Below are 17,320 nucleotides of genomic sequence, written 5' to 3'. Positions count from 1 at the left end.
AGTGTTGAGTTAGCGGGTTGCAACGGGTTCGCCGATGGTCACTTTTTCGCCCTGCGGTTCTTTGGCTCCGGCGGGGTTCGTGCCTTGCAGCGACAGAATATAACTGGCGACTTGTTGCACCTGGAGCGGATTCAGTTGTTTTTTCCAGGACATCATCCCTTTTTCGGGAACGCCTTCCGTAATAATGTGGAAAACCGCCTTGATGTCACCGCCGTGCAGCCAGTAGACATCGGTCAGGTTGGGGCCTACTTTCCCCTCGGCATTGGCGCCGTGGCAGGCCACGCAGTTTTGGGTGAACAGGGCTTTTCCGGCGTCGATCCCTTTCGCATCTTTCAAGACCGTAACGGTATTTTCGTTGATGGAACCGGCCACTTTTTTGATGTAGTCTTCCCGCTGTTTATCGGCAATGGCCATTTCCTGGGTATATTCCTGCACCATGATGTCGCCGGTGTTGAAGACGTGGTAGACGAGCAGGTAGATGACACCCGCCACGATGGTTCCGTAGAACAGGCCCATAAACCAGGGGGGCGTTGGGTTGTCGAGTTCGGCAATGCCGTCGTAGGCGTGTTCCATCGTCAGGTTTTTTTCCTGATTCAGTTCGTGCAGCCCTGCCATGCGTTGCCACCACGAGCGCGTATCGACCGGTTTGGCAACGGTTTGGGCGTCGGGCTCTATTATTTTTTTGAGGAGGAACACCAGGTTCAGTGCCACTGCTCCGACGGCTACCATGCCCACCAGCAGAAAAAGAGCGACCGTAACCAGCAACAGATCCTGACCGGATGAAATGTCCCAGATGGATTTTGCCGGTTCCTGGCCCAGCAGCCCACCATTGAGTAGAATAAATGAATTCATGGAAAGAGGAAGGTGGTTAATCGGTTGACGATTCATCGAGGGGCATCCGGCTCATCTGGCGGATGTAGGTTTTATCCACCAGAACCAGATACAGGCCAACGAGAATGAAAAAGGCGAGGAAGGTGACAAACGAGCCGACCATATAAACGTCCGCGCCGGGAATTTTGGAAATAAATTGCTTGAACATGGCTTTGAAGGGAATGATGAACGAGGTAACGATGAACGATGAATTATGCGTCAGCCCGTTCATCGTTCATCATCCATCGTTATTTGGTTGCGTTTTCCATTTTCTTGATGTCTGTGCCGAGCCGCTGGAGGTAGGCAATCAGGGCGACGATCTCGCGGTCGGCGTCGACTTTAATCCCGTCTTTCGCCAGGCGGTCGCTGACTTCCTGGGCCTGTTTTTGCAAATCTTCGTTGGCGTAGCTGATCGTGGCGTCGTCGTAGGAAACACCCACTTGTGCCAGCGTTCTCAGCTTATCCGACGTATTGGAAATGTCGAGTTTCTGATCCAGCAGCCACGGATAGGCGGGCATGATCGACCCCGGCGACATCGACGTTGGATCCCGCATGTGGTGGTAATGCCAGGAGTCGGGGTACTTGCCGCCCTCGCGGTGCAGGTCCGGACCGGTGCGTTTGCTGCCCCACAGGAACGGGTGGTCATACACAAATTCGCCCGCTTTGGAATACTCCCCGTACCGCTCGGTTTCGCTGCGGAAAGGCCGGACCATCTGGCTGTGGCAGTTGACGCAGCCCTCGCGGATGTAGAGGTCGCGGCCCTGCACTTCGAGCGCACTATACGGTTGCACGGCAGAAATCGTCGGCACATTGGACTCTACCATGAACGTCGGAATCAATTCTACCATCGAACCGATCAGAATCACCACCAGTGAGCCAATCAGCAGCGGAATGGGCTTGCGCTCTAACCAGCGGTGCCAGTAAGTATCGGTTCCCGTCGGTACATAGGCTTGCTCCAGGGCAGGTGCTTCGGCGGTTTCGTTGACCACCAGTTGCCCGGCCGCCATCGTTTTGAACAGGTTATAGGCCATCAAAATCGCGCCCAGCAGGTAGAAAGTACCACCCAGCGCCCGCATCTGGTGCATGGGCAGCAGTTGTAGGGTGGTTTCCAGGAAATTCGGGTAGCGCAGGGTGCCTTCCGGTGTAAATTCCTTCCACATCATGCCCTGGGTGAAACCTGAGATGTACATCGGAATGGCGTAGAACAGGATTCCCAGCGTGCCGATCCAGAAGTGGATACTCAGCAGTTTTTTAGAATACAGGGGCGTTTTATACATGCGCGGAATGAGCCAGTACAGGATCGCGAAGGTCAGAAAACCGTTCCAGCCCAGCGCTCCGACGTGTACGTGGGCTACGATCCAGTCGGTAAAGTGCGCAATGGCGTTGACGTTCTTGAGCGACAGCATGGGCCCTTCGAAGGTGGCCATCCCGTAGGCGGTAATCCCGACGACCATGAATTTCAGGATGGTATCTTCCCGAACCTTGTCCCAGGCTCCGCGCAGCGTCAGCAATCCGTTGATCATCCCACCCCAGGAGGGGGCAATGAGCATGATGGAGAAAACCACCCCCAGCGATTGCGCCCAGTCGGGCAGCGATGAATAGAGCAAGTGGTGAGGACCGGCCCAGATGTAGATGAAAATCAGCGCCCAGAAGTGCAGAATCGATAGTTTATAAGAGTACACCGGGCGGTTTGCCATTTTGGGCAGGAAGTAATACATCAGCCCCAGAAACGGCGTGGTCAGGAAAAATGCCACGGCATTGTGACCATACCACCACTGCACGAGCGCATCCTGCACCCCGGCGTAGACGTAATAACTTTTGAACAGACTGACAGGCATCTGGTACGAATTGACGATGTGCAGAACCGCAACCGTTACAAACGTGGCGATGTAGAACCAGATGGCGACATACAGGTGGCGCTCCCGGCGTTTGATGATCGTGCCGAACATATTGATCCCGAAAACCACCCAGATCAGCGTAATGGCAATGTCGATCGGCCATTCGAGTTCGGCATATTCGTGCGACGTGGTCAGACCCAGTGGCAGCGTGATGGCTGCGGCTACGATGATGGCCTGCCAGCCCCAGAAGTGGATTTTACTGAGCAAATCGCTGAACATCCGGGCTTTGCAAAGCCGTTGCAGCGAGTAATATACCCCCATAAAAATGGCATTGCCGACGAAGGCGAAAATGACCGCGTTGGTGTGCAGCGGCCGGATCCGTCCGAAGGTCGTATACTGGTTGCCGAGGTTGGCCGCCGGAGCGAACAACTGGCTGGCAATCAGCACCCCGACCAACATGCCGACGACGCCCCAGATGATGGTGGCAACGGCGAAATCCCGGACAATGCGGTTGTCATACTCGAAGCGTTCCACGGCGGGAGCGGCTCCGTTCCCCGGTCGGGGATGTTCAGGCGAAATCGTAACAGGCGGTTTTTGCGAGACATTCATAGTGGTAACGAGCGATTATGCGGGGGTATCGATGGAGGAGGTAGTAGTAGGTTCGTTGTCGTCGAGCAGCATCCGCATCGAAGGGGTGTAGAGGTCGTCCTGTTGGCCGGTTTTCATCGACCACAGAAAAGCCCCGAAAAACCCCAGTGCCAGCAGCAGACTAATGCCAATCATAAAGAAGATAATGTTCATACTCGTGAGCGTTTGCCGGGTCAAAAGTGCGGCTTATCCGCTGGGCAACGTATGAGGTTCGTCAGGCAGGGGGGTGATAGAATTCAGGTAAACCAGGCGGGCTGACAAAACTCATCCGGTCGGCTGACCCGTGTTAGGCCCGCGCGAACCGGCAGGAACTACTTTTGGCGCATTACACCAGAATCTTGTTTCGAATGATCATTCTCGCTTTTTTTCTCGCGCATTGGTACCTGTCGGTCCTGATGCAGACCCTCTTTCTCCACCGCTATGCCGCCCACCAGATGTTCACGATGAGCAAGGGCTGGGAGAAGGTTTTTTACATGCTGACGTTCATTAGCCAGGGATCGTCATTTCTGAGTCCACGCGCATACGGTATCATGCACCGGCTGCACCACGCCTACGCCGATACGGAGGAAGACCCGCACTCGCCGAAGTATTCCAAAAGCATGATGGATATGATGTGGAAAACCCGGCAGTTTTACAACGACATTCTCAACAACCGCGACACCGTTCCGGCGAAATTCAAAAAGGGTGTGCCTAACTGGCCGTGGATGGAATGGTTCGGCGATCGCTGGCCGGTGCGGGTAGCCTGGGGAACGTTCTACGTGCTGTTTTACATCCAGTTTGCCACCTCACCCTGGCTGTTTCTGCTGCTGCCGTTCCATTTTTTTATGGGACCGGTGCATGGTGCCATCATCAATTGGTGCGCCCACCGCTACGGCTACATCAACTTCAAAGTGGACGATACGGCCAAAAACCTGTTGCCGTTCGACTTTCTGATGATGGGCGAATCGTATCACAACAACCACCACCGCTACGGCGGCCGGGCCAACTTTGGCGGTTTCCGCTGGCACGAGTTCGACCCGGCTTATCCGCTGATTTTATTGATGAATAAACTGGGCATCGTGAAGCTCCGGCGCGGGCGCGACGAAGCGTATATGTAACAGGATACGTCAAAAAAAATCACCCCAATTCGACCGGTCTTGTTGGTTGAGTTGGGGTGATTTTGCTATCAGTTGATAGTGCGGTTTCGGTATAGCCACCAAATCCACTACCAGGGGTGGGGCCGACCGACCCTTCAAAAGTTTATAACAGGGTCTTTTCCCGACTCCAGAACCGGTGCCGGGCAATGACTGCTACGAATTTCTGAGGAACGTCGGCCAACTTTGTTTCAGTGCTGGTAACAACCCCGTCACTTTTGAGCAGCTTTTCGGCTCCGCCATTGGCGGCTGCTTTCAGGAGTTCAACGCCTTCGCCGGTGGCGGCAATGGCTTTGCAATGCATGAATGCTTCATGGACAAACCGGATCGCGTCGGATTCCTGGCAGAGCGAATCGACGCTGCTTTGACCACCCGGAACATAAACCGCGTCGAACAGAACCGACGCAACCGTTTGTAAGCTGGCGTCGATCTTGACTGTTTGGCCAGTTGACGTTTTGAGCATACCCAACCGTGGCGCAATGATGGCAACAATGGCTTCTTCAGCAGACAAGGTATTTTTCATGGCTTCCAGCGCATCGTTATCTACACCATCGGCGGCCAGAATGGCGACCTGACGGGTTTTAATGCCAACGTTGGGGGGATTTGCCATACTGAGTGCCGCCGAACGGCCGACATCCGAACGGGCGGGGGTCGGCTGGTAGTCAGCGGGATCGGCATCGGCCGGAACGCCCATGTTCAACTGAACTCCCTTCGCCGGAGGCACTTCCAGGCCCAGCCCTGCGGCAACGAGTGTTGCCAGTGTGTCATCCACCTGCGCCAGGTGAATGAGCATCCGTTTCCGGATTTCTTCCACCGCCACTTTTCCCAGTTCAAACCGCAAGGCTTTCACCAGGTGCGTTTTTTCCACCTCAGTCTGGCTATTCCAGAACAGTTTGGCCTGACTATAGTGGTCCATGAAACTTTTGCTGCGGGCGCGCACCTTTTGGGCGTCAATTCGTTCCGCATAGCTCGTAAAACCGCTCATGTCCTGACCTGCCTGGAATGGGCAGCCCCCACTCAGCGTATTGGGGCCATAGCTGGTTTTTCCTTTGTTGATGGTCTGGCGCATATGTCCATCGCGCTGATTGTTGTGTACGGGCACAACCGGCCGGTTGATCGGAATCTCGTGGAAATTAGGTCCGCCCAACCGCAACAACTGGGTATCCGTATACGAGAAAAGACGCCCCTGCAAGAGCGGGTCACTGGTGAAATCGAGCCCCGGCACCAGGTGACCCAGGTGAAAAGCAACCTGCTCGGTTTCGGCGAAGAAGTTGTCCGGATTTCGGTTCAGCGTTAATTTGCCGATGCGCTGAACCGGCACGAGTTCTTCCGGGATGATCTTGGTGGCATCCAGTAAATCAAAATCAAAGGTGTGCTCGTCTTCTTCCTCCACAATCTGTACGCCCAGTTCCCATTCCGGATAAGCGCCTGCTTCGATCGAATCCCACAGGTCGCGACGGTGAAAGTCGGGGTCACGGCCCGAAATGAGCTGGGCTTCGTCCCAAACCACCGAGTGAACGCCCAGCAACGGTTTCCAGTGAAACTTGACAAAGCGGGATTTTCCCTGGGCATTCACAAACCGGAAGGTGTGGACGCCAAATCCCTCCATCATCCGGTAGCTGCGGGGAATGGCCCGGTCCGACATCACCCACATAATCATGTGCATGGATTCGGGCGTAATCGAAATGAAATCCCAGAATGTATCGTGGGCCGATGCCGCCTGCGGTATTTCGTTGTGCGGTTCCGGTTTGACGGCATGAACTAAATCCGGAAATTTGATGGCATCCTGAATGAAGAAAACCGGCATGTTGTTACCGACCAGATCAAAGTTTCCTTCTTCCGTGTAAAACTTGACAGCGAATCCGCGTACATCGCGGGCGAGATCGGTAGAACCCCGTGACCCCGCTACGGTTGAAAAACGGACGAAGACTGGTGTTTTCTTCGAGGGGTCCTGTAAAAATTGGGCCCTCGTTAATTCAGTCTGTGGTTCATAGACCTGAAAATAACCGTGAGCCGCGGCTCCGCGGGCGTGTACAATCCGCTCCGGAATCCGCTCATGGTCGAAGTGGGTGATTTTTTCGCGAAGAATAAAATCCTCCAGCAGGGTGGCTCCTCTCGGACCCGCTTTCAGGGAATTCTGATCATCATTAACCCGAAGTCCCTGATTGGTAGTTAAATATTGGTCCGTACTGTCTTCCCGGTTTTGGTTTAACTCCTCGATTTTGTCGTTCGTGTTGCGCCGGTTCTGTTGGTCATTCATCATCATTCTGTTTAATGGGGATACCAGAATGACCGATTCACGTAAACAATGTTCAGATGACGACGGCTGAATGAGGCAATGGTCCTCCCCATTTTTTCCACCGCATCCCCAACGTCGCAACCAGCAGCATCGTCGCGGAGCTGACCGGCATCAGAATGGCGGCCACAACCGGCGACAGATTGCCCGTCAGCGCGTAGGAAAGGCCGATGAAGTTATACAGCAGCGAAACCGCAAAACTAAAGCGGATCAGGCGCATACCGAAGCGGCTGTACGCCAACAGTTCGGGCAGCTTTCGTAATGAGGTTGCTTCCAGAATGGCGTCGCTGGCGGGCGTAAACTGAACGGTGTCTTCCGTAACGGCAATTCCGACATCGGCCTGTTTCAGCGCCCCGGCATCGTTCAGGCCGTCGCCCACCATCAACACGCGGTGGCCCTGGTTTTGCAGGTGCCGCACGATGTCGAGCTTTTGCTGTGGCTGGCAGTTGAACGTCATGTGATCCGGAGCGAACCAGCGTGCCAGTTCGGGCCGGGCTGCGTCCGTATCGCCCGAAAGCAGATACAGTTGGTGCGTGGATTTCAGCGAATCGAGCATCGCGTCAAGACCGGGCCGGTATTGGTTTGGAAACCGGAAACAGCCCCGGTATTGCTGCTCGATGGCCATATGAACACCCGCTCCGACTGAATCAGATGGGGTTTCCTGCGTGCCTGGTGCAGACACCGGCTGCGGATTGACAAACGAAGCCGAGCCGATTTTGACTTCCCAGCCATCCACGAACCCATGTAAGCCGCGACCCGGTATTTCCGTAAAATCCTCCACCACCAGCGGCTGAACACCGGCCAGATGAGCGGCCAGTTTCCGGCTGAGCGGGTGAGCCGACTGCCGCGCCAATGACACGACCAGCGCCCGTTCAAAGTCCGTTAGCCCGGTCGAAAACTCCTCCACAACGCCCCGGACTTTTTCTTCACTCAATCGCTCAATCGCTCTTTCACGCAATGTCTCCGTCAGCGTACCGGTTTTATCGAAAACGACCGTATCACAATCCGCCATGTGCTCAATGACGTCCGCATTTTTGAGGTACAATTTCTGCTGGCTCAGCTTCCGAATTCCATTCCCCAGCGCGAACGGATACGAGAGCGACAGCGCACACGGGCAGGCAATAATCAGAACCGCCGTAAAAGCATTGATGGCCCGCGCGGGGTCGTGCGTATACCAGTATAGGGCTACGATCGTGGCTAACGCAATGACAGTCAGGGTAAAATACTTTCCGACGGCATCGGCAAAGGTGCGCATGCGGGAGGTGTCGCCCTTGCGGAACGCGTCGTTGTTCCAGAGTTGGGTCAGGTAACTTTGCGAAACCTCCCGCACCACTTCCAGTTCGATGGCTTCGCCCATCTGCTTGCCACCGGCATACAGCAAGGCCCCGGGTTTCTGGGCTTCCGGCTCCGATTCACCCGTCACGAAACTGTAATCGATCAGGGCTGCTCCTTTATAGAGCAGCCCATCGGCGGGAATCAGTTCGTGGTTGCGCACCCGGATGCGGTCGCCCTTGCGGAGTTCAGCTACGGGAATGGCGGTTTCGCCATCCGGTTTTAAAACCGTTACGGCCAGCGGGAAATAGGATTTGTAATCCCGTTCGAACGACAGAAATTCGTGGGTGCGCTGCTGAAACCATTTACCGCACAACAGAAAGAAAATCAGGCCCGTCAGTGAATCGAAATAACCGGCACCGTTGAGGAATAGAACTTCGTAGGTTCCCCGGAAAAAGGCCACCAGAATCCCGAGCAGAATGGGAAAATCGATGTTGATAATTCCTTTTTTCAGACTCGTCCAGACCGATTCGAAATAACCCGATGCCGAATAAAAGACGACCGGAATGGCCAGCACAATATTGAGCAACCCGAAGAGGTGTTTGAACGATGGATCGTCGAGGCCGAGGTATTCGGGAAAGCTGAACAGCATGATGTTGCCCGAACAGAAACCCGCCAGGGCCAGCCGGTAGAGCAAGGGGCGGTATGACGGTTTTTGCTGTTCTTTAACGACATCGTTCAGGCTGATCAAGGGCTCGTAGCCAATCGACGCCAGTAGTTCGACCACCTGCCGGAGCGTGAGCTGATCGGGCTGGTAGGTCAGGTGAACCTGCTTTTTGAGAAAATCCACCCGCGATTGCTGAATGCCCGGATGAATGCGGTAGAGGTGTTCAAGCAGCCACAAACACGAACTGCAATGGATGGTCGGAACAAAAAACGTAACCCGGGCGACCGATGCGCTGGAAAATTCCAGCAGTTGGGCCACGATGGCGGGATGGTCCAGAAAGTCGAGCCGGTTTTTGGGGGCATTTTCCGTTTTAAGGGGGTTGCCGGGCCGAACGCCGGTGGCTTCCTGCTCAATCGAATAGTATTGACAAAGCTGGTTTTGATTCAGAATGGTGTAGACCGTTTGGCAGCCTTCGCAGCAGAACGGTTTTTCATCGTATTCAAGGTTGTGCTCCGCACAGTCGTTGCCACAGTGGTAACAGGTAGTCGCTGAAATCGTTGCTGTACGCATACCGTCTTTTTCCTGGCAAGTTGGGGCGGAACAGCATGTTAAACCCTGACGAGCGTCAGCAAAGCGAGTGATACCGGTCAGGGTATGGCGTGCGAATCTCCGCCAATTTTGGTGCGCTAATCTCCAAACCGTATGCAGTCTCTCATTCAAAAATACGACGTTCCCGGCCCGCGCTACACGAGTTACCCAACCGTGCCGTTCTGGGACGAAACCACGTTCAGCGAAACCGCCTGGGTGCAAAATCTCAAACGGGCGGTTTCGATCAGCAACAGCACGACCGGTTTGAGCCTGTATATTCACCTGCCGTATTGCGAAAGCCTGTGTACGTTTTGCGGTTGCAACAAACGCATCACCCGCAACCACAGCGTCGAAACACCGTACATCGATGCGGTTTTGGCGGAATGGAATCTCTATTGCGATTTGTTGCCCGAACGGCCCCGGATCGCCGAACTGCACCTGGGGGGAGGAACGCCCAGTTTTTTTGCCCCCGACCAACTTGAACGGCTGCTGACGGGCATTTTCGAACGGGCCACGCCCACCGAATCTCCGGATTACGGCTGGGAAGGCCATCCGAACAACACGACCCGTCAACACCTGCGGGTACTTTATCAGTTTGGCTTTCGGCGGGTCAGCTTCGGCGTTCAGGACTACGACCCGGTGGTACAAAAGGCCATTCATCGGCTTCAGCCGTTCGAAAACGTGCAGCAGGTGACGACCTGGGCCAGCCAGATGGGCTACCAATCGATTAGCCACGACATCGTGTTTGGACTGCCGTTTCAGACGCCTGATTCCATTACCGATACGTTCTACAAAACCCTGATGCTGCGGCCCGACCGCATTGCGTTTTATTCCTACGCGCACGTTCCCTGGATCAAGGGCAACGGGCAACGCGGTTTTCGGGACGAAGACCTGCCGTCGGGTGAGCAGAAACGGATTCTTTACGAAACCGGGCGGGCGTTGCTGGAACAGGCGGGGTACGTCGAAATTGGCATCGACCATTTTGCCCTGCCGCACGATCCCTTGTTCAAAGCCCTGCAAACCGGGACGCTGCACCGGAATTTCATGGGCTACACCACGACCCAGACCCGTGTCCTGATTGGCCTCGGAACCTCGTCCATCGGCGATGTCTGGTCGGCGTTTGCCCAGAATGAAAAAGACCTGGATGCGTATCTCAGTCGGGTTCGGGTGGGCGAACTGCCGCTGCTGCGCGGCCATGTCCTGAGCCAGCAGGATCAATTTCTGCGCCGGCAGATTCTGAACATCATGTGCCAGGGCGAAACCCGCTGGAACTGGGATGGCTGGACGGAAGACGAGTGGGCGGTGTTGTGCGACCGGCTGGAGTCGTTCCGGTTTGATGGGTTGATCGATTTCAATGCGGAAGGCTTGCGGGTGCTGCCCGAAGGACGGCCCTTCCTGCGGAATATCTGCATGGCGTTCGATGCGCGGCTCAACCAGGCCCAGCCCCGGACGCGGTTGTTTTCGCAGACGGTTTAGAAGTTTGAAGAAGCGTTAAGCCGCTGAAAGGGAGCCGACACCCTGACAGCGGTCGAAGAGCCTGTCAGCGGTGGCGGTGGCCCGCTCTTAAAGCGCCCTCTTTAGAAGACTGGGGGGCGTGGACTGCCTTAGTCGATTCTAATTCAAGAACGTAATAGCTCTTCTATTCAGGGGTTTGTGGTAGAACGAAACGGAGTCATTTATCAAGAAGCGTTAAGCCGCTGACAGGGTCTTTGACCGCTGTCAGGGCTGCCGACACCCTGACAGCGGTCAAAGACCCTGTCAGCGGTGGAGGGGTCGTCAGCGGTAGAGGTTTCAGGAGGCCGCGTGCCGGGTATAAAAGGCTTCCCGGATCGGCTTTCTCCCCGGTTTTTCGTTTTTGGTCTCCCAAAAATACGTATTGTCGTGGTTTTTCTGCAGCCGGTAAAAGGCAATGGCCATGAGAACCGTTGCCGGAAAAGCCGCATACAATCCCAGTGGCGCAATGGCCAGCCCGAAAACCAGCCCATCCCAGCAACCCAGTTTAAAAAGATCTCCTTTCAGAAGCATCGACCCGGCAATCAGGGCCTGACCGGCGGCAATCACCAGGATCATGGGCCTGATGATGGTTACAAACGGTCCCAGGATAAACCAGCGATACAGCGGAATGGCAGTGTCGGCGTAATCCTGATACACCGAAGGGGACGTTAAGGCCATCGATGCATTGAACCAGGCGGCCCAGCCAAACAGCAGCAGAAAAAACAGCCGGGTGGTTCGGGGCCAGCGTTTGCTTCCCCAGATGGCGACGATGAACAGCAGATTGGCGACGGTATAGGCCGTCCAGAAAAAAGTGAGGGAGAAAAACATAGCGGTTTTTGAAAAACGGTTACAAAGCGTGAGGATAACGGAATCGGCCCCCGCCGATGGACAGGTTTCCATACAGGCCGTTGAGGGCATACGTCGGCTTGAACTGGTGTTGAACACCTTCCGGAATTTGTACCCAGTGGGCGGATTTCGAACTGACCAGATACCCAACGCGCAACCCCAGCCAGAGGCCCCGGACTTCATCCGGATTGTCGGACGGATTGCGGGCGATCAAGTGGTTGAAATGAACCGCCAGATCGGTGGAATGGCTGGGTAGCATCCACACCACCGGCTCCGAACCCGACTGGTTGATGCTGATGACGGATGACGAAAACCCCTGACTAAAAGACGAATAGAGCAGATACCGACGGTTGTCGAACAGCACGTAGCCCAGCTTGAGCTGCCCCAGACCAGCCACGCGTTCGACGCGGGTTTGCTGAACCGAAATGCTGCGGGCCGTCAGAGCCGACGCGCTGAAACCGGCCATCAACCGGTTTCGGCGTAGCCACCCTTCTCCTCCGCTGTAGATGAAATGGTTGTGGAGCGTGGGAAACCAGTCGGGAGCGAAGGCTTGGGCGACAACACCGGATTGCGGGGCATTGAGGTAGCCCATCTGAAAAAAGCCGATACTACCCCGGACGGTCTGGGCCGATGCCCCCGCGCAGCCGACCAGCAACAGGCCGAGCATGATTCCTACTGAAGTAATCCGTTTCATCGTCTTGGTAAGTGAAGGAGCGTATAAACCGGTATAAAACTCCTTCAGAATCGGGAAAAAGAGAATGACGGATGAGAGGTAACCGGCTGATCATCGTCAGGTTAGCGAGTGGGTATAACACCGGCCGGTTTTGCTCTGAATCTGAATTCGGTAGACCACCGGGTAGACGACGTTGTGATCGACCGGTTCTTTTTCGCCGGGATACCCCATTTTTTCACCGGCAAAAACCGGGATTTTGCGGTGTTCGAGCAGATACAGGGCGTAATCCCGGTCATCACCCTGCAATTCTTCAAACAACCCTTCGATGACCACGCTGTGCCAGAGACCCGGACTGATCATTTCGTCGATTTCGAAAGCGACGTGCGGATTCTTGCGCAGCAACTGGGTTTTGGTGCCTTCGCGGGTGAGGCCCAGAATGGCATGTCCGTCGTAGAAATACATGACGGGTTCGATCAGAATCCGGTTGTCGGCGGCACAACCGATGCGGCCAATATACTGATTGACCAGCATGGAGTCCATTACTTCGTTGGTAAGTTCGGTTAACATCGGATTTAGCGTTTTACGGTTTGCCAGCCGTACACATCCGGGTAAAAAACCAGCGTGCCGGCCGAGTTTACATCGACGGTTTGGTACTGAATAAGGACCGGAACCGGGCCGGGTAAAGGAACGGTTCGGGAGGGAAGACTGACCTGACGGCTTTCCAGAAAAGCCGGTTTGAAATACGGCGACGCCAGCAGCAGATTCGCCAGTTCGACCGGTTTGGCCACGCGGATGCAGCCGTGGCTCAAAAACCGCCGACTATTGCTGAACAACTCCCGGTGGTTGGTGTCGTGCAGGTAAATATCAAACGGACTGTTTACGTCGAACTTCATTACGCCCAGCGCGTTATCGCAACCGGTAGACTGGCGCAGCCGATACGGGAAATTTTGGGCCGAAAGCGCCGTCCAGTTCACGGATTCAGGCGCAACAATTTTCCCCTTTGCATCGAGTACCTGTAGTTTCATTGCATCCAGAAACCCCGCCGGATTGCGTTTGATTTTCGGCAGAAACTCCTTGACGGCGATCGAACGTGGCACATTCCAGTACGGGTACGTAATGATTCGGGTGAGTTGCGCGCCGAAAAGGGGCGTCGGGGTGCGGGGACTGCCGACAATCACCCGCGACTGCAGCACTTCGTTCCCCTGGCGATTCAAAACCCGAAGCGTTGCGGAAGGAATGTTGACCACCACCACCAGGTCCGAATCCACCCGATTCAGCCAGCGGTAATTGTTCAGGGCGGTTTTGATTTCTTGCCAGCGCGGAATCGAATCGCCACCGGAAAACATCAACGAGTCCAACCCCGCCCGCAGCCTTTGGTAGGGCTCGAAAACCGGCTCCAGTGAGTGCCATTGGGCCACCCAGTCGGGGGCTTTCATCCGAATCCGCTCAACCACCCGGTCGACGCGGGCCGAATCGATCTGTTCCGGCAGGTTCCAGTAAATCAGCCGGTTGGGGCGGTTTCCGTAGGCCAGTTCATACGCCAGCCGACTCAGGCTGGTGCTGTCCAGCCGAACCCCGGTGGTGTCCAGCCCCGACCGATACAGCAGATTTTGCCATTCAGGAAGGGTTTGACCCACCACGGCCGGAAACCGGGTGGTCATGAGAACCAGGAGGACCCAAAGCGTTTTTAGATTCATCGGTTGCGGTAAGAGTGGACGGCATCGGTGCGGTAACCGGTATCAAAGGAAGGGGATCGCAGCCTGGGAAGTGCTAATGATAATAGGCAGGCGAGGTGATTTATGTCAGCTTTTGGGCGAATGAATATCAGGGCGTTACCGGAGCGGGGGCTTTAGCTTTGCGACAGATTGAATGAAAGTCCTGATCCAGCCCTAAACCACCCAGACCGCCATGACTTTTGAACCCGCCCAACATCAACTGGCCTTTGTGCTGCCCGTCTCCTTCCGGAAAGCGGAAGTGATTTTTCAGAAACGATTTGAGCACAGCGAAGAAGTTCATCTGGTGGTTCAGCCGAATCAACGGCCCCGGCAGGTGGTTTCAACGCAGCAACTGAGCAGCGGGCTCTGGCACGTCATTCTGGACTGGTGGGATGGAAAACGTCATTACTGGGCCGAAAAAGATATTGTTATCCACTAAACGGGGCAAAGGCATTTTCTGCATGCCCCCACTTCAACCCTACTTTTACCAATGAAAACCATTGTTCTAGCGACAGATTTTTCCAAAAGTGCCAAGCCCGCGTCGGACTTTGCCCTCCAGCTTGCCACGCTTCTCAAGGCCCGGCTGGTTCTGCTGAACGTCTACCACCATCCGCTCCGTATCCCGGCTTTGCAGGCCGTGTTTACGCCCATGGAGGAAAAAAATAAAGTGAGCGCCCGGCGGAAACTCTACCGGTTGCGGGACAAAATGCAAACCGCTGCGGGTGGCCGCCTGACGATCTCGGTCAAGGCCCGGGAGGGCGCGACGCTGGAAACCATCAACGCGGTGGTGAAGGAAGAAAAGGCGGATTTGCTGGTGATGGGCACCGCCGGTGCCAACTCGCCCGGTGCGCGGTATTTTGGGAGCCAGGCCACGGAAATGATTCTGCACACGCTGGTGCCTTTGCTGCTGGTGCCGCCAGCGGCCCATTTTGTGCCGTTCAAAAACATCGTCGTGGCGATTGATTTCGGAAAACCGGTCGATGCCCTGGCGCTGGATGGTGTTCTGCGGTTTGCCACCCGGTTCGATGCGTTTCTGAACATCCTCGGCGTCAGTGACAAACCCGCCGACCCCGCCATTCAGCAGGCTGCGGAAGCCGTTCGGGACCTGCTCCGGCACCGCCCGCACACGGTAACGGTTGTCGGTGGAGACGACCTGACCCGGACCATTCTGGAGTTTACGCAGGAGAACCGTGCGGACCTGGTTATGATGTTGCCCAAATCCCACAACCGGTTTCTGTTTTCCATTCTGGAAAGCAACACCCAGCAGATGGCGCGGCAATCTGACGTGCCGGTTTTGGCGATTGTATAAAATTGGTAGTTTTAAGGCCCTGCTGTGCCGAAAACTCACCAAGACGGTTTTTAGCGGCATTGAAATTGCAGGAGAAAAGAAAACCCTTATTCCCTGGTTATGAAAAAGATACTGTTGCTAACCGACTTCTCGGAAGCATCGAAAAAAGCGATTCACTTTGCCCAGGCTCTGTTTGACGACACGGCCGTCGAATTCAGTCTGCTGCACGCGTATCCGCTCGAATCCGATACCATGTATGGCACAACGTTTCTGATGGAAGAGGCCGAACAAAATGCCTACCGCAGCCTGCAGGAAATGCTGTCGGAACTGATGGCCAACTACCACCCGCCGTTTCATTCCTACCAGATTAGAACCGCCCCCGGGAGTCCCATCGGGGCGGTGGAAGCGGCTCTGGAGCAGGAGTCGTTCGACTACGTGGTGGTGGGCGCCAGTGGCTCCGGATTCATGGCGGTTTTGGGAAGCGTGGCCACCGGGCTGGTTCGGCACGCCAAAACCAACGTGCTGGTGGTGCCCCATACCATCACCATCCGACCCGTTCGGGAGGTGGTGCTGGCCACCGACTCCAGTACGCTCCAGCATGTGCCCTGTTTGGAACCGCTCAATGAACTGGTAACGCGGAAAAGCGCGCGTCTGACGGCCTTGTCCATCGTGAACAGCCAGACGCCGAAGCTGGTCGGCGAAGCGTTTGATGACTACAACCAGCGGCTCGCGCAGGTATTCGATTCGGTGGAAACCGGGCCGTATTTTATTATGGACGATGAAGTGGAACACGGGATCAACACCTACCTGACCACACATTCCGTCGATTTGCTGGTGACCGTTCCGCACCGGAAAACGCTGATGGACGCGGTCTGGAACCGCAGCCTGACGCGTCGGCTGGCCTTCCGCCCGCCTGTTCCGCTGCTGGCCCTGTATGACCCGGAGCCAGTTAGCCGGGGTGAATCGGCAGAGAAACCCTTCTTTGACGAAGCGTAAGAAAGTAAGCTAGGATGGATTGATGGAAAAGCAGGGGTCGATGACTCCTGCTTTTTTGGTGAAAAAAAGCGGAAGTGCTGGAGACGTAAATGCAAATTTTTAAAGGATGAACGCTGAATGTAATCGTGGGTTTTGGATGGGCTTGATCGCTTTTTGCCAGTTTGTGAACCAGGGAATAAAAAATGGGCGTCTATTCTAATCGCAGGGGTTTACTTTTTCTTAATACAAAGATGTTGATGCAGCGTCATTTCTTTAGTACTTTTCCTAATATTGAAACGATAAACAGCCACACGCTTTCCCGGGGAACCACTCCCTTCTGACCCGTTACCATTAGCTAAGCCCGAAACCATGTCCAATCTGCCTGAAACCAACCGATCGAGAGATTCCCGGCTCTGGAAAGATCTTGTGCTTGGCAACGAGCAGGCGTTGGGATCGCTCATGCGGATCTACTACCGGTCTTTGCTGAATTACGGGCAAAAATTTAACCGGGATGAAGAATTTCTCAAGGATTGCATCCAGGAATTGTTCATCGAAATCTGGAACCGGAGACAAACGCTGTCGAGCCCCGACAACGTCAAAGCCTATCTTTTTTCGTCACTCCGGCGCAAAATATACCGGGAGGTTCACAAGCTCCCGCTTTTCTCTCAGCATGAAAGCGCGGATGCCGAAGACAGCGGGTTGCACGTTGAATTTTCTCCGGAATGGTGGCTCATTGAAGAAGAAAGTCTGGCAGAACGTACCCGCAAAATGGGACACCTGCTCAACCTCCTCCCCAAGCGTCAACGCGAGGTGATCTATTTAAAATACTACCAGGAACTCAGCCGGGATGAAATCGCGCAGGTCATGACCATTTCTCCCCAAACGGTATCGAACCTGATTCAATTGGCGTTCATGAATCTGCGAGACCGTATCAAGACGGTTGCGATCAGCATCTTCATCATATTGACCCTGTTTTTGGTCTAGAAAAAGCCTTCCCCATAATTTTTCAAAAAATAA

The 17,320-nt window shown here is 54.9% G+C and carries 16 protein-coding genes; 6 read left to right on the top strand and 10 right to left on the bottom strand.

What is annotated here, in order from left to right; genetic code table 11:
* Positions 1–9: 9 nt before the first annotated feature.
* The 4 genes from ACO064_RS08535 to ccoS are packed head-to-tail and all read right to left on the bottom strand — an operon-like array spanning position 10 to position 3,509.
* The gene (locus ACO064_RS08535; protein ID WP_421826965.1) at positions 10–852 is read right to left on the bottom strand and encodes a cbb3-type cytochrome c oxidase N-terminal domain-containing protein; all 843 of its coding nucleotides are present in this window, start codon (positions 850–852) and stop codon (positions 10–12) included.
* 16 nt (positions 853–868) lie between these two features.
* The gene (locus ACO064_RS08530; RefSeq protein WP_421826964.1) at positions 869–1,102 is read right to left on the bottom strand and encodes a hypothetical protein; all 234 of its coding nucleotides are present in this window, start codon (positions 1,100–1,102) and stop codon (positions 869–871) included.
* A 16-nt stretch (positions 1,103–1,118) separates the two neighbouring features.
* On the bottom strand, positions 1,119–3,317 hold the full coding sequence (ccoN, locus tag ACO064_RS08525; protein WP_421826963.1) for a cytochrome-c oxidase, cbb3-type subunit I: 2,199 nt from the start codon (positions 3,315–3,317) through the stop codon (positions 1,119–1,121).
* Positions 3,318–3,332: 15 nt separating this feature from the next.
* Positions 3,333–3,509, bottom strand: coding sequence for a cbb3-type cytochrome oxidase assembly protein CcoS (ccoS, locus tag ACO064_RS08520; RefSeq protein ID WP_150874439.1), 177 nt, complete (start codon positions 3,507–3,509; stop codon positions 3,333–3,335).
* A 194-nt stretch (positions 3,510–3,703) separates the two neighbouring features.
* Here ccoS and ACO064_RS08515 point away from each other — a divergent pair, with 194 nt between their 5' ends.
* Complete coding sequence (locus ACO064_RS08515) at positions 3,704–4,453, top strand: acyl-CoA desaturase (RefSeq protein ID WP_421826962.1); 750 nt, start codon at positions 3,704–3,706, stop codon at positions 4,451–4,453.
* 142 nt (positions 4,454–4,595) lie between these two features.
* Here the strand turns inward: ACO064_RS08515 and ACO064_RS08510 are convergent, their stop codons facing one another.
* Both ACO064_RS08510 and ACO064_RS08505 read right to left on the bottom strand, forming a co-directional pair.
* Entirely contained in the window at positions 4,596–6,752 is a 2,157-nt protein-coding gene (locus ACO064_RS08510; protein ID WP_421831000.1) for a catalase, read from the bottom strand.
* A 49-nt stretch (positions 6,753–6,801) separates the two neighbouring features.
* Complete coding sequence (locus tag ACO064_RS08505) at positions 6,802–9,294, bottom strand: heavy metal translocating P-type ATPase (protein ID WP_421826961.1); 2,493 nt, start codon at positions 9,292–9,294, stop codon at positions 6,802–6,804.
* A gap of 132 nt (positions 9,295–9,426) precedes the next feature.
* Here ACO064_RS08505 and hemN point away from each other — a divergent pair, with 132 nt between their 5' ends.
* Positions 9,427–10,788 carry an oxygen-independent coproporphyrinogen III oxidase gene (hemN, locus tag ACO064_RS08500; protein WP_421826960.1) on the top strand — a complete coding sequence of 454 codons (1,362 nt, stop codon included), beginning with the start codon at positions 9,427–9,429 and terminating at the stop codon, positions 10,786–10,788.
* A gap of 315 nt (positions 10,789–11,103) precedes the next feature.
* On the opposite strand, the gene ACO064_RS08495 is transcribed toward hemN, so the two are convergent.
* From ACO064_RS08495 to ACO064_RS08480, 4 genes are all read right to left on the bottom strand, one after another.
* Complete coding sequence (locus tag ACO064_RS08495) at positions 11,104–11,634, bottom strand: hypothetical protein (protein ID WP_421826959.1); 531 nt, start codon at positions 11,632–11,634, stop codon at positions 11,104–11,106.
* A 19-nt stretch (positions 11,635–11,653) separates the two neighbouring features.
* Positions 11,654–12,346, bottom strand: coding sequence for a hypothetical protein (locus ACO064_RS08490; protein WP_421826958.1), 693 nt, complete (start codon positions 12,344–12,346; stop codon positions 11,654–11,656).
* A gap of 96 nt (positions 12,347–12,442) precedes the next feature.
* Positions 12,443–12,892: a pyridoxamine 5'-phosphate oxidase family protein gene (locus ACO064_RS08485; protein WP_421826957.1), complete on the bottom strand. Its 450-nt coding sequence runs from the start codon at positions 12,890–12,892 to the stop codon at positions 12,443–12,445.
* A gap of 5 nt (positions 12,893–12,897) precedes the next feature.
* On the bottom strand, positions 12,898–14,022 hold the full coding sequence (locus tag ACO064_RS08480; protein WP_421826956.1) for a L,D-transpeptidase family protein: 1,125 nt from the start codon (positions 14,020–14,022) through the stop codon (positions 12,898–12,900).
* Between the two features lie 211 nt (positions 14,023–14,233).
* Between ACO064_RS08480 and ACO064_RS08475 the strand changes: the two genes are divergently transcribed.
* The 4 genes from ACO064_RS08475 (at position 14,234) to ACO064_RS08460 (ending at position 17,287) form a co-directional block, all read left to right on the top strand.
* Positions 14,234–14,479, top strand: a complete 246-nt coding sequence (locus tag ACO064_RS08475) for a hypothetical protein (protein WP_421826955.1) — start codon at positions 14,234–14,236, stop codon at positions 14,477–14,479.
* 51 nt (positions 14,480–14,530) lie between these two features.
* Entirely contained in the window at positions 14,531–15,349 is an 819-nt protein-coding gene (locus ACO064_RS08470; RefSeq protein ID WP_421826954.1) for a universal stress protein, read from the top strand.
* 99 nt (positions 15,350–15,448) lie between these two features.
* Positions 15,449–16,324 (top strand): universal stress protein, encoded by an 876-nt coding sequence (locus ACO064_RS08465; protein WP_421826953.1) that lies wholly within the window; start codon positions 15,449–15,451, stop codon positions 16,322–16,324.
* A 348-nt stretch (positions 16,325–16,672) separates the two neighbouring features.
* Positions 16,673–17,287 (top strand): RNA polymerase sigma factor, encoded by a 615-nt coding sequence (locus tag ACO064_RS08460; protein WP_421826952.1) that lies wholly within the window; start codon positions 16,673–16,675, stop codon positions 17,285–17,287.
* The last annotated feature ends 33 nt before the right edge of the window (positions 17,288–17,320 follow it).

The organism is Larkinella sp. (genome assembly GCF_965227735.1).
In the GTDB taxonomy this organism is placed as follows: Bacteria; Bacteroidota; Bacteroidia; order Cytophagales; family Spirosomataceae; genus Larkinella.
This window is presented reverse-complemented; position numbering and strand designations above follow the sequence as displayed.

What these genes read in the sequence shown, in the direction of transcription:
- ACO064_RS08535 (WP_421826965.1), bottom strand. Translation starts at nt 852, where the DNA reads ATGAATTCATTTATTCTACTCAATGGTGGGCTGCTGGGCCAGGAACCG.
- ACO064_RS08530 (WP_421826964.1), bottom strand. Translation starts at nt 1,102, where the DNA reads ATGAACGGGCTGACGCATAATTCATCGTTCATCGTTACCTCGTTCATC.
- ccoN (WP_421826963.1), bottom strand. Translation starts at nt 3,317, where the DNA reads ATGAATGTCTCGCAAAAACCGCCTGTTACGATTTCGCCTGAACATCCC.
- ccoS (WP_150874439.1), bottom strand. Translation starts at nt 3,509, where the DNA reads ATGAACATTATCTTCTTTATGATTGGCATTAGTCTGCTGCTGGCACTG.
- ACO064_RS08515 (WP_421826962.1), top strand. Translation starts at nt 3,704, where the DNA reads ATGATCATTCTCGCTTTTTTTCTCGCGCATTGGTACCTGTCGGTCCTG.
- ACO064_RS08510 (WP_421831000.1), bottom strand. Translation starts at nt 6,752, where the DNA reads ATGATGAATGACCAACAGAACCGGCGCAACACGAACGACAAAATCGAG.
- ACO064_RS08505 (WP_421826961.1), bottom strand. Translation starts at nt 9,294, where the DNA reads ATGCGTACAGCAACGATTTCAGCGACTACCTGTTACCACTGTGGCAAC.
- hemN (WP_421826960.1), top strand. Translation starts at nt 9,427, where the DNA reads ATGCAGTCTCTCATTCAAAAATACGACGTTCCCGGCCCGCGCTACACG.
- ACO064_RS08495 (WP_421826959.1), bottom strand. Translation starts at nt 11,634, where the DNA reads ATGTTTTTCTCCCTCACTTTTTTCTGGACGGCCTATACCGTCGCCAAT.
- ACO064_RS08490 (WP_421826958.1), bottom strand. Translation starts at nt 12,346, where the DNA reads ATGAAACGGATTACTTCAGTAGGAATCATGCTCGGCCTGTTGCTGGTC.
- ACO064_RS08485 (WP_421826957.1), bottom strand. Translation starts at nt 12,892, where the DNA reads ATGTTAACCGAACTTACCAACGAAGTAATGGACTCCATGCTGGTCAAT.
- ACO064_RS08480 (WP_421826956.1), bottom strand. Translation starts at nt 14,022, where the DNA reads ATGAATCTAAAAACGCTTTGGGTCCTCCTGGTTCTCATGACCACCCGG.
- ACO064_RS08475 (WP_421826955.1), top strand. Translation starts at nt 14,234, where the DNA reads ATGACTTTTGAACCCGCCCAACATCAACTGGCCTTTGTGCTGCCCGTC.
- ACO064_RS08470 (WP_421826954.1), top strand. Translation starts at nt 14,531, where the DNA reads ATGAAAACCATTGTTCTAGCGACAGATTTTTCCAAAAGTGCCAAGCCC.
- ACO064_RS08465 (WP_421826953.1), top strand. Translation starts at nt 15,449, where the DNA reads ATGAAAAAGATACTGTTGCTAACCGACTTCTCGGAAGCATCGAAAAAA.
- ACO064_RS08460 (WP_421826952.1), top strand. Translation starts at nt 16,673, where the DNA reads ATGTCCAATCTGCCTGAAACCAACCGATCGAGAGATTCCCGGCTCTGG.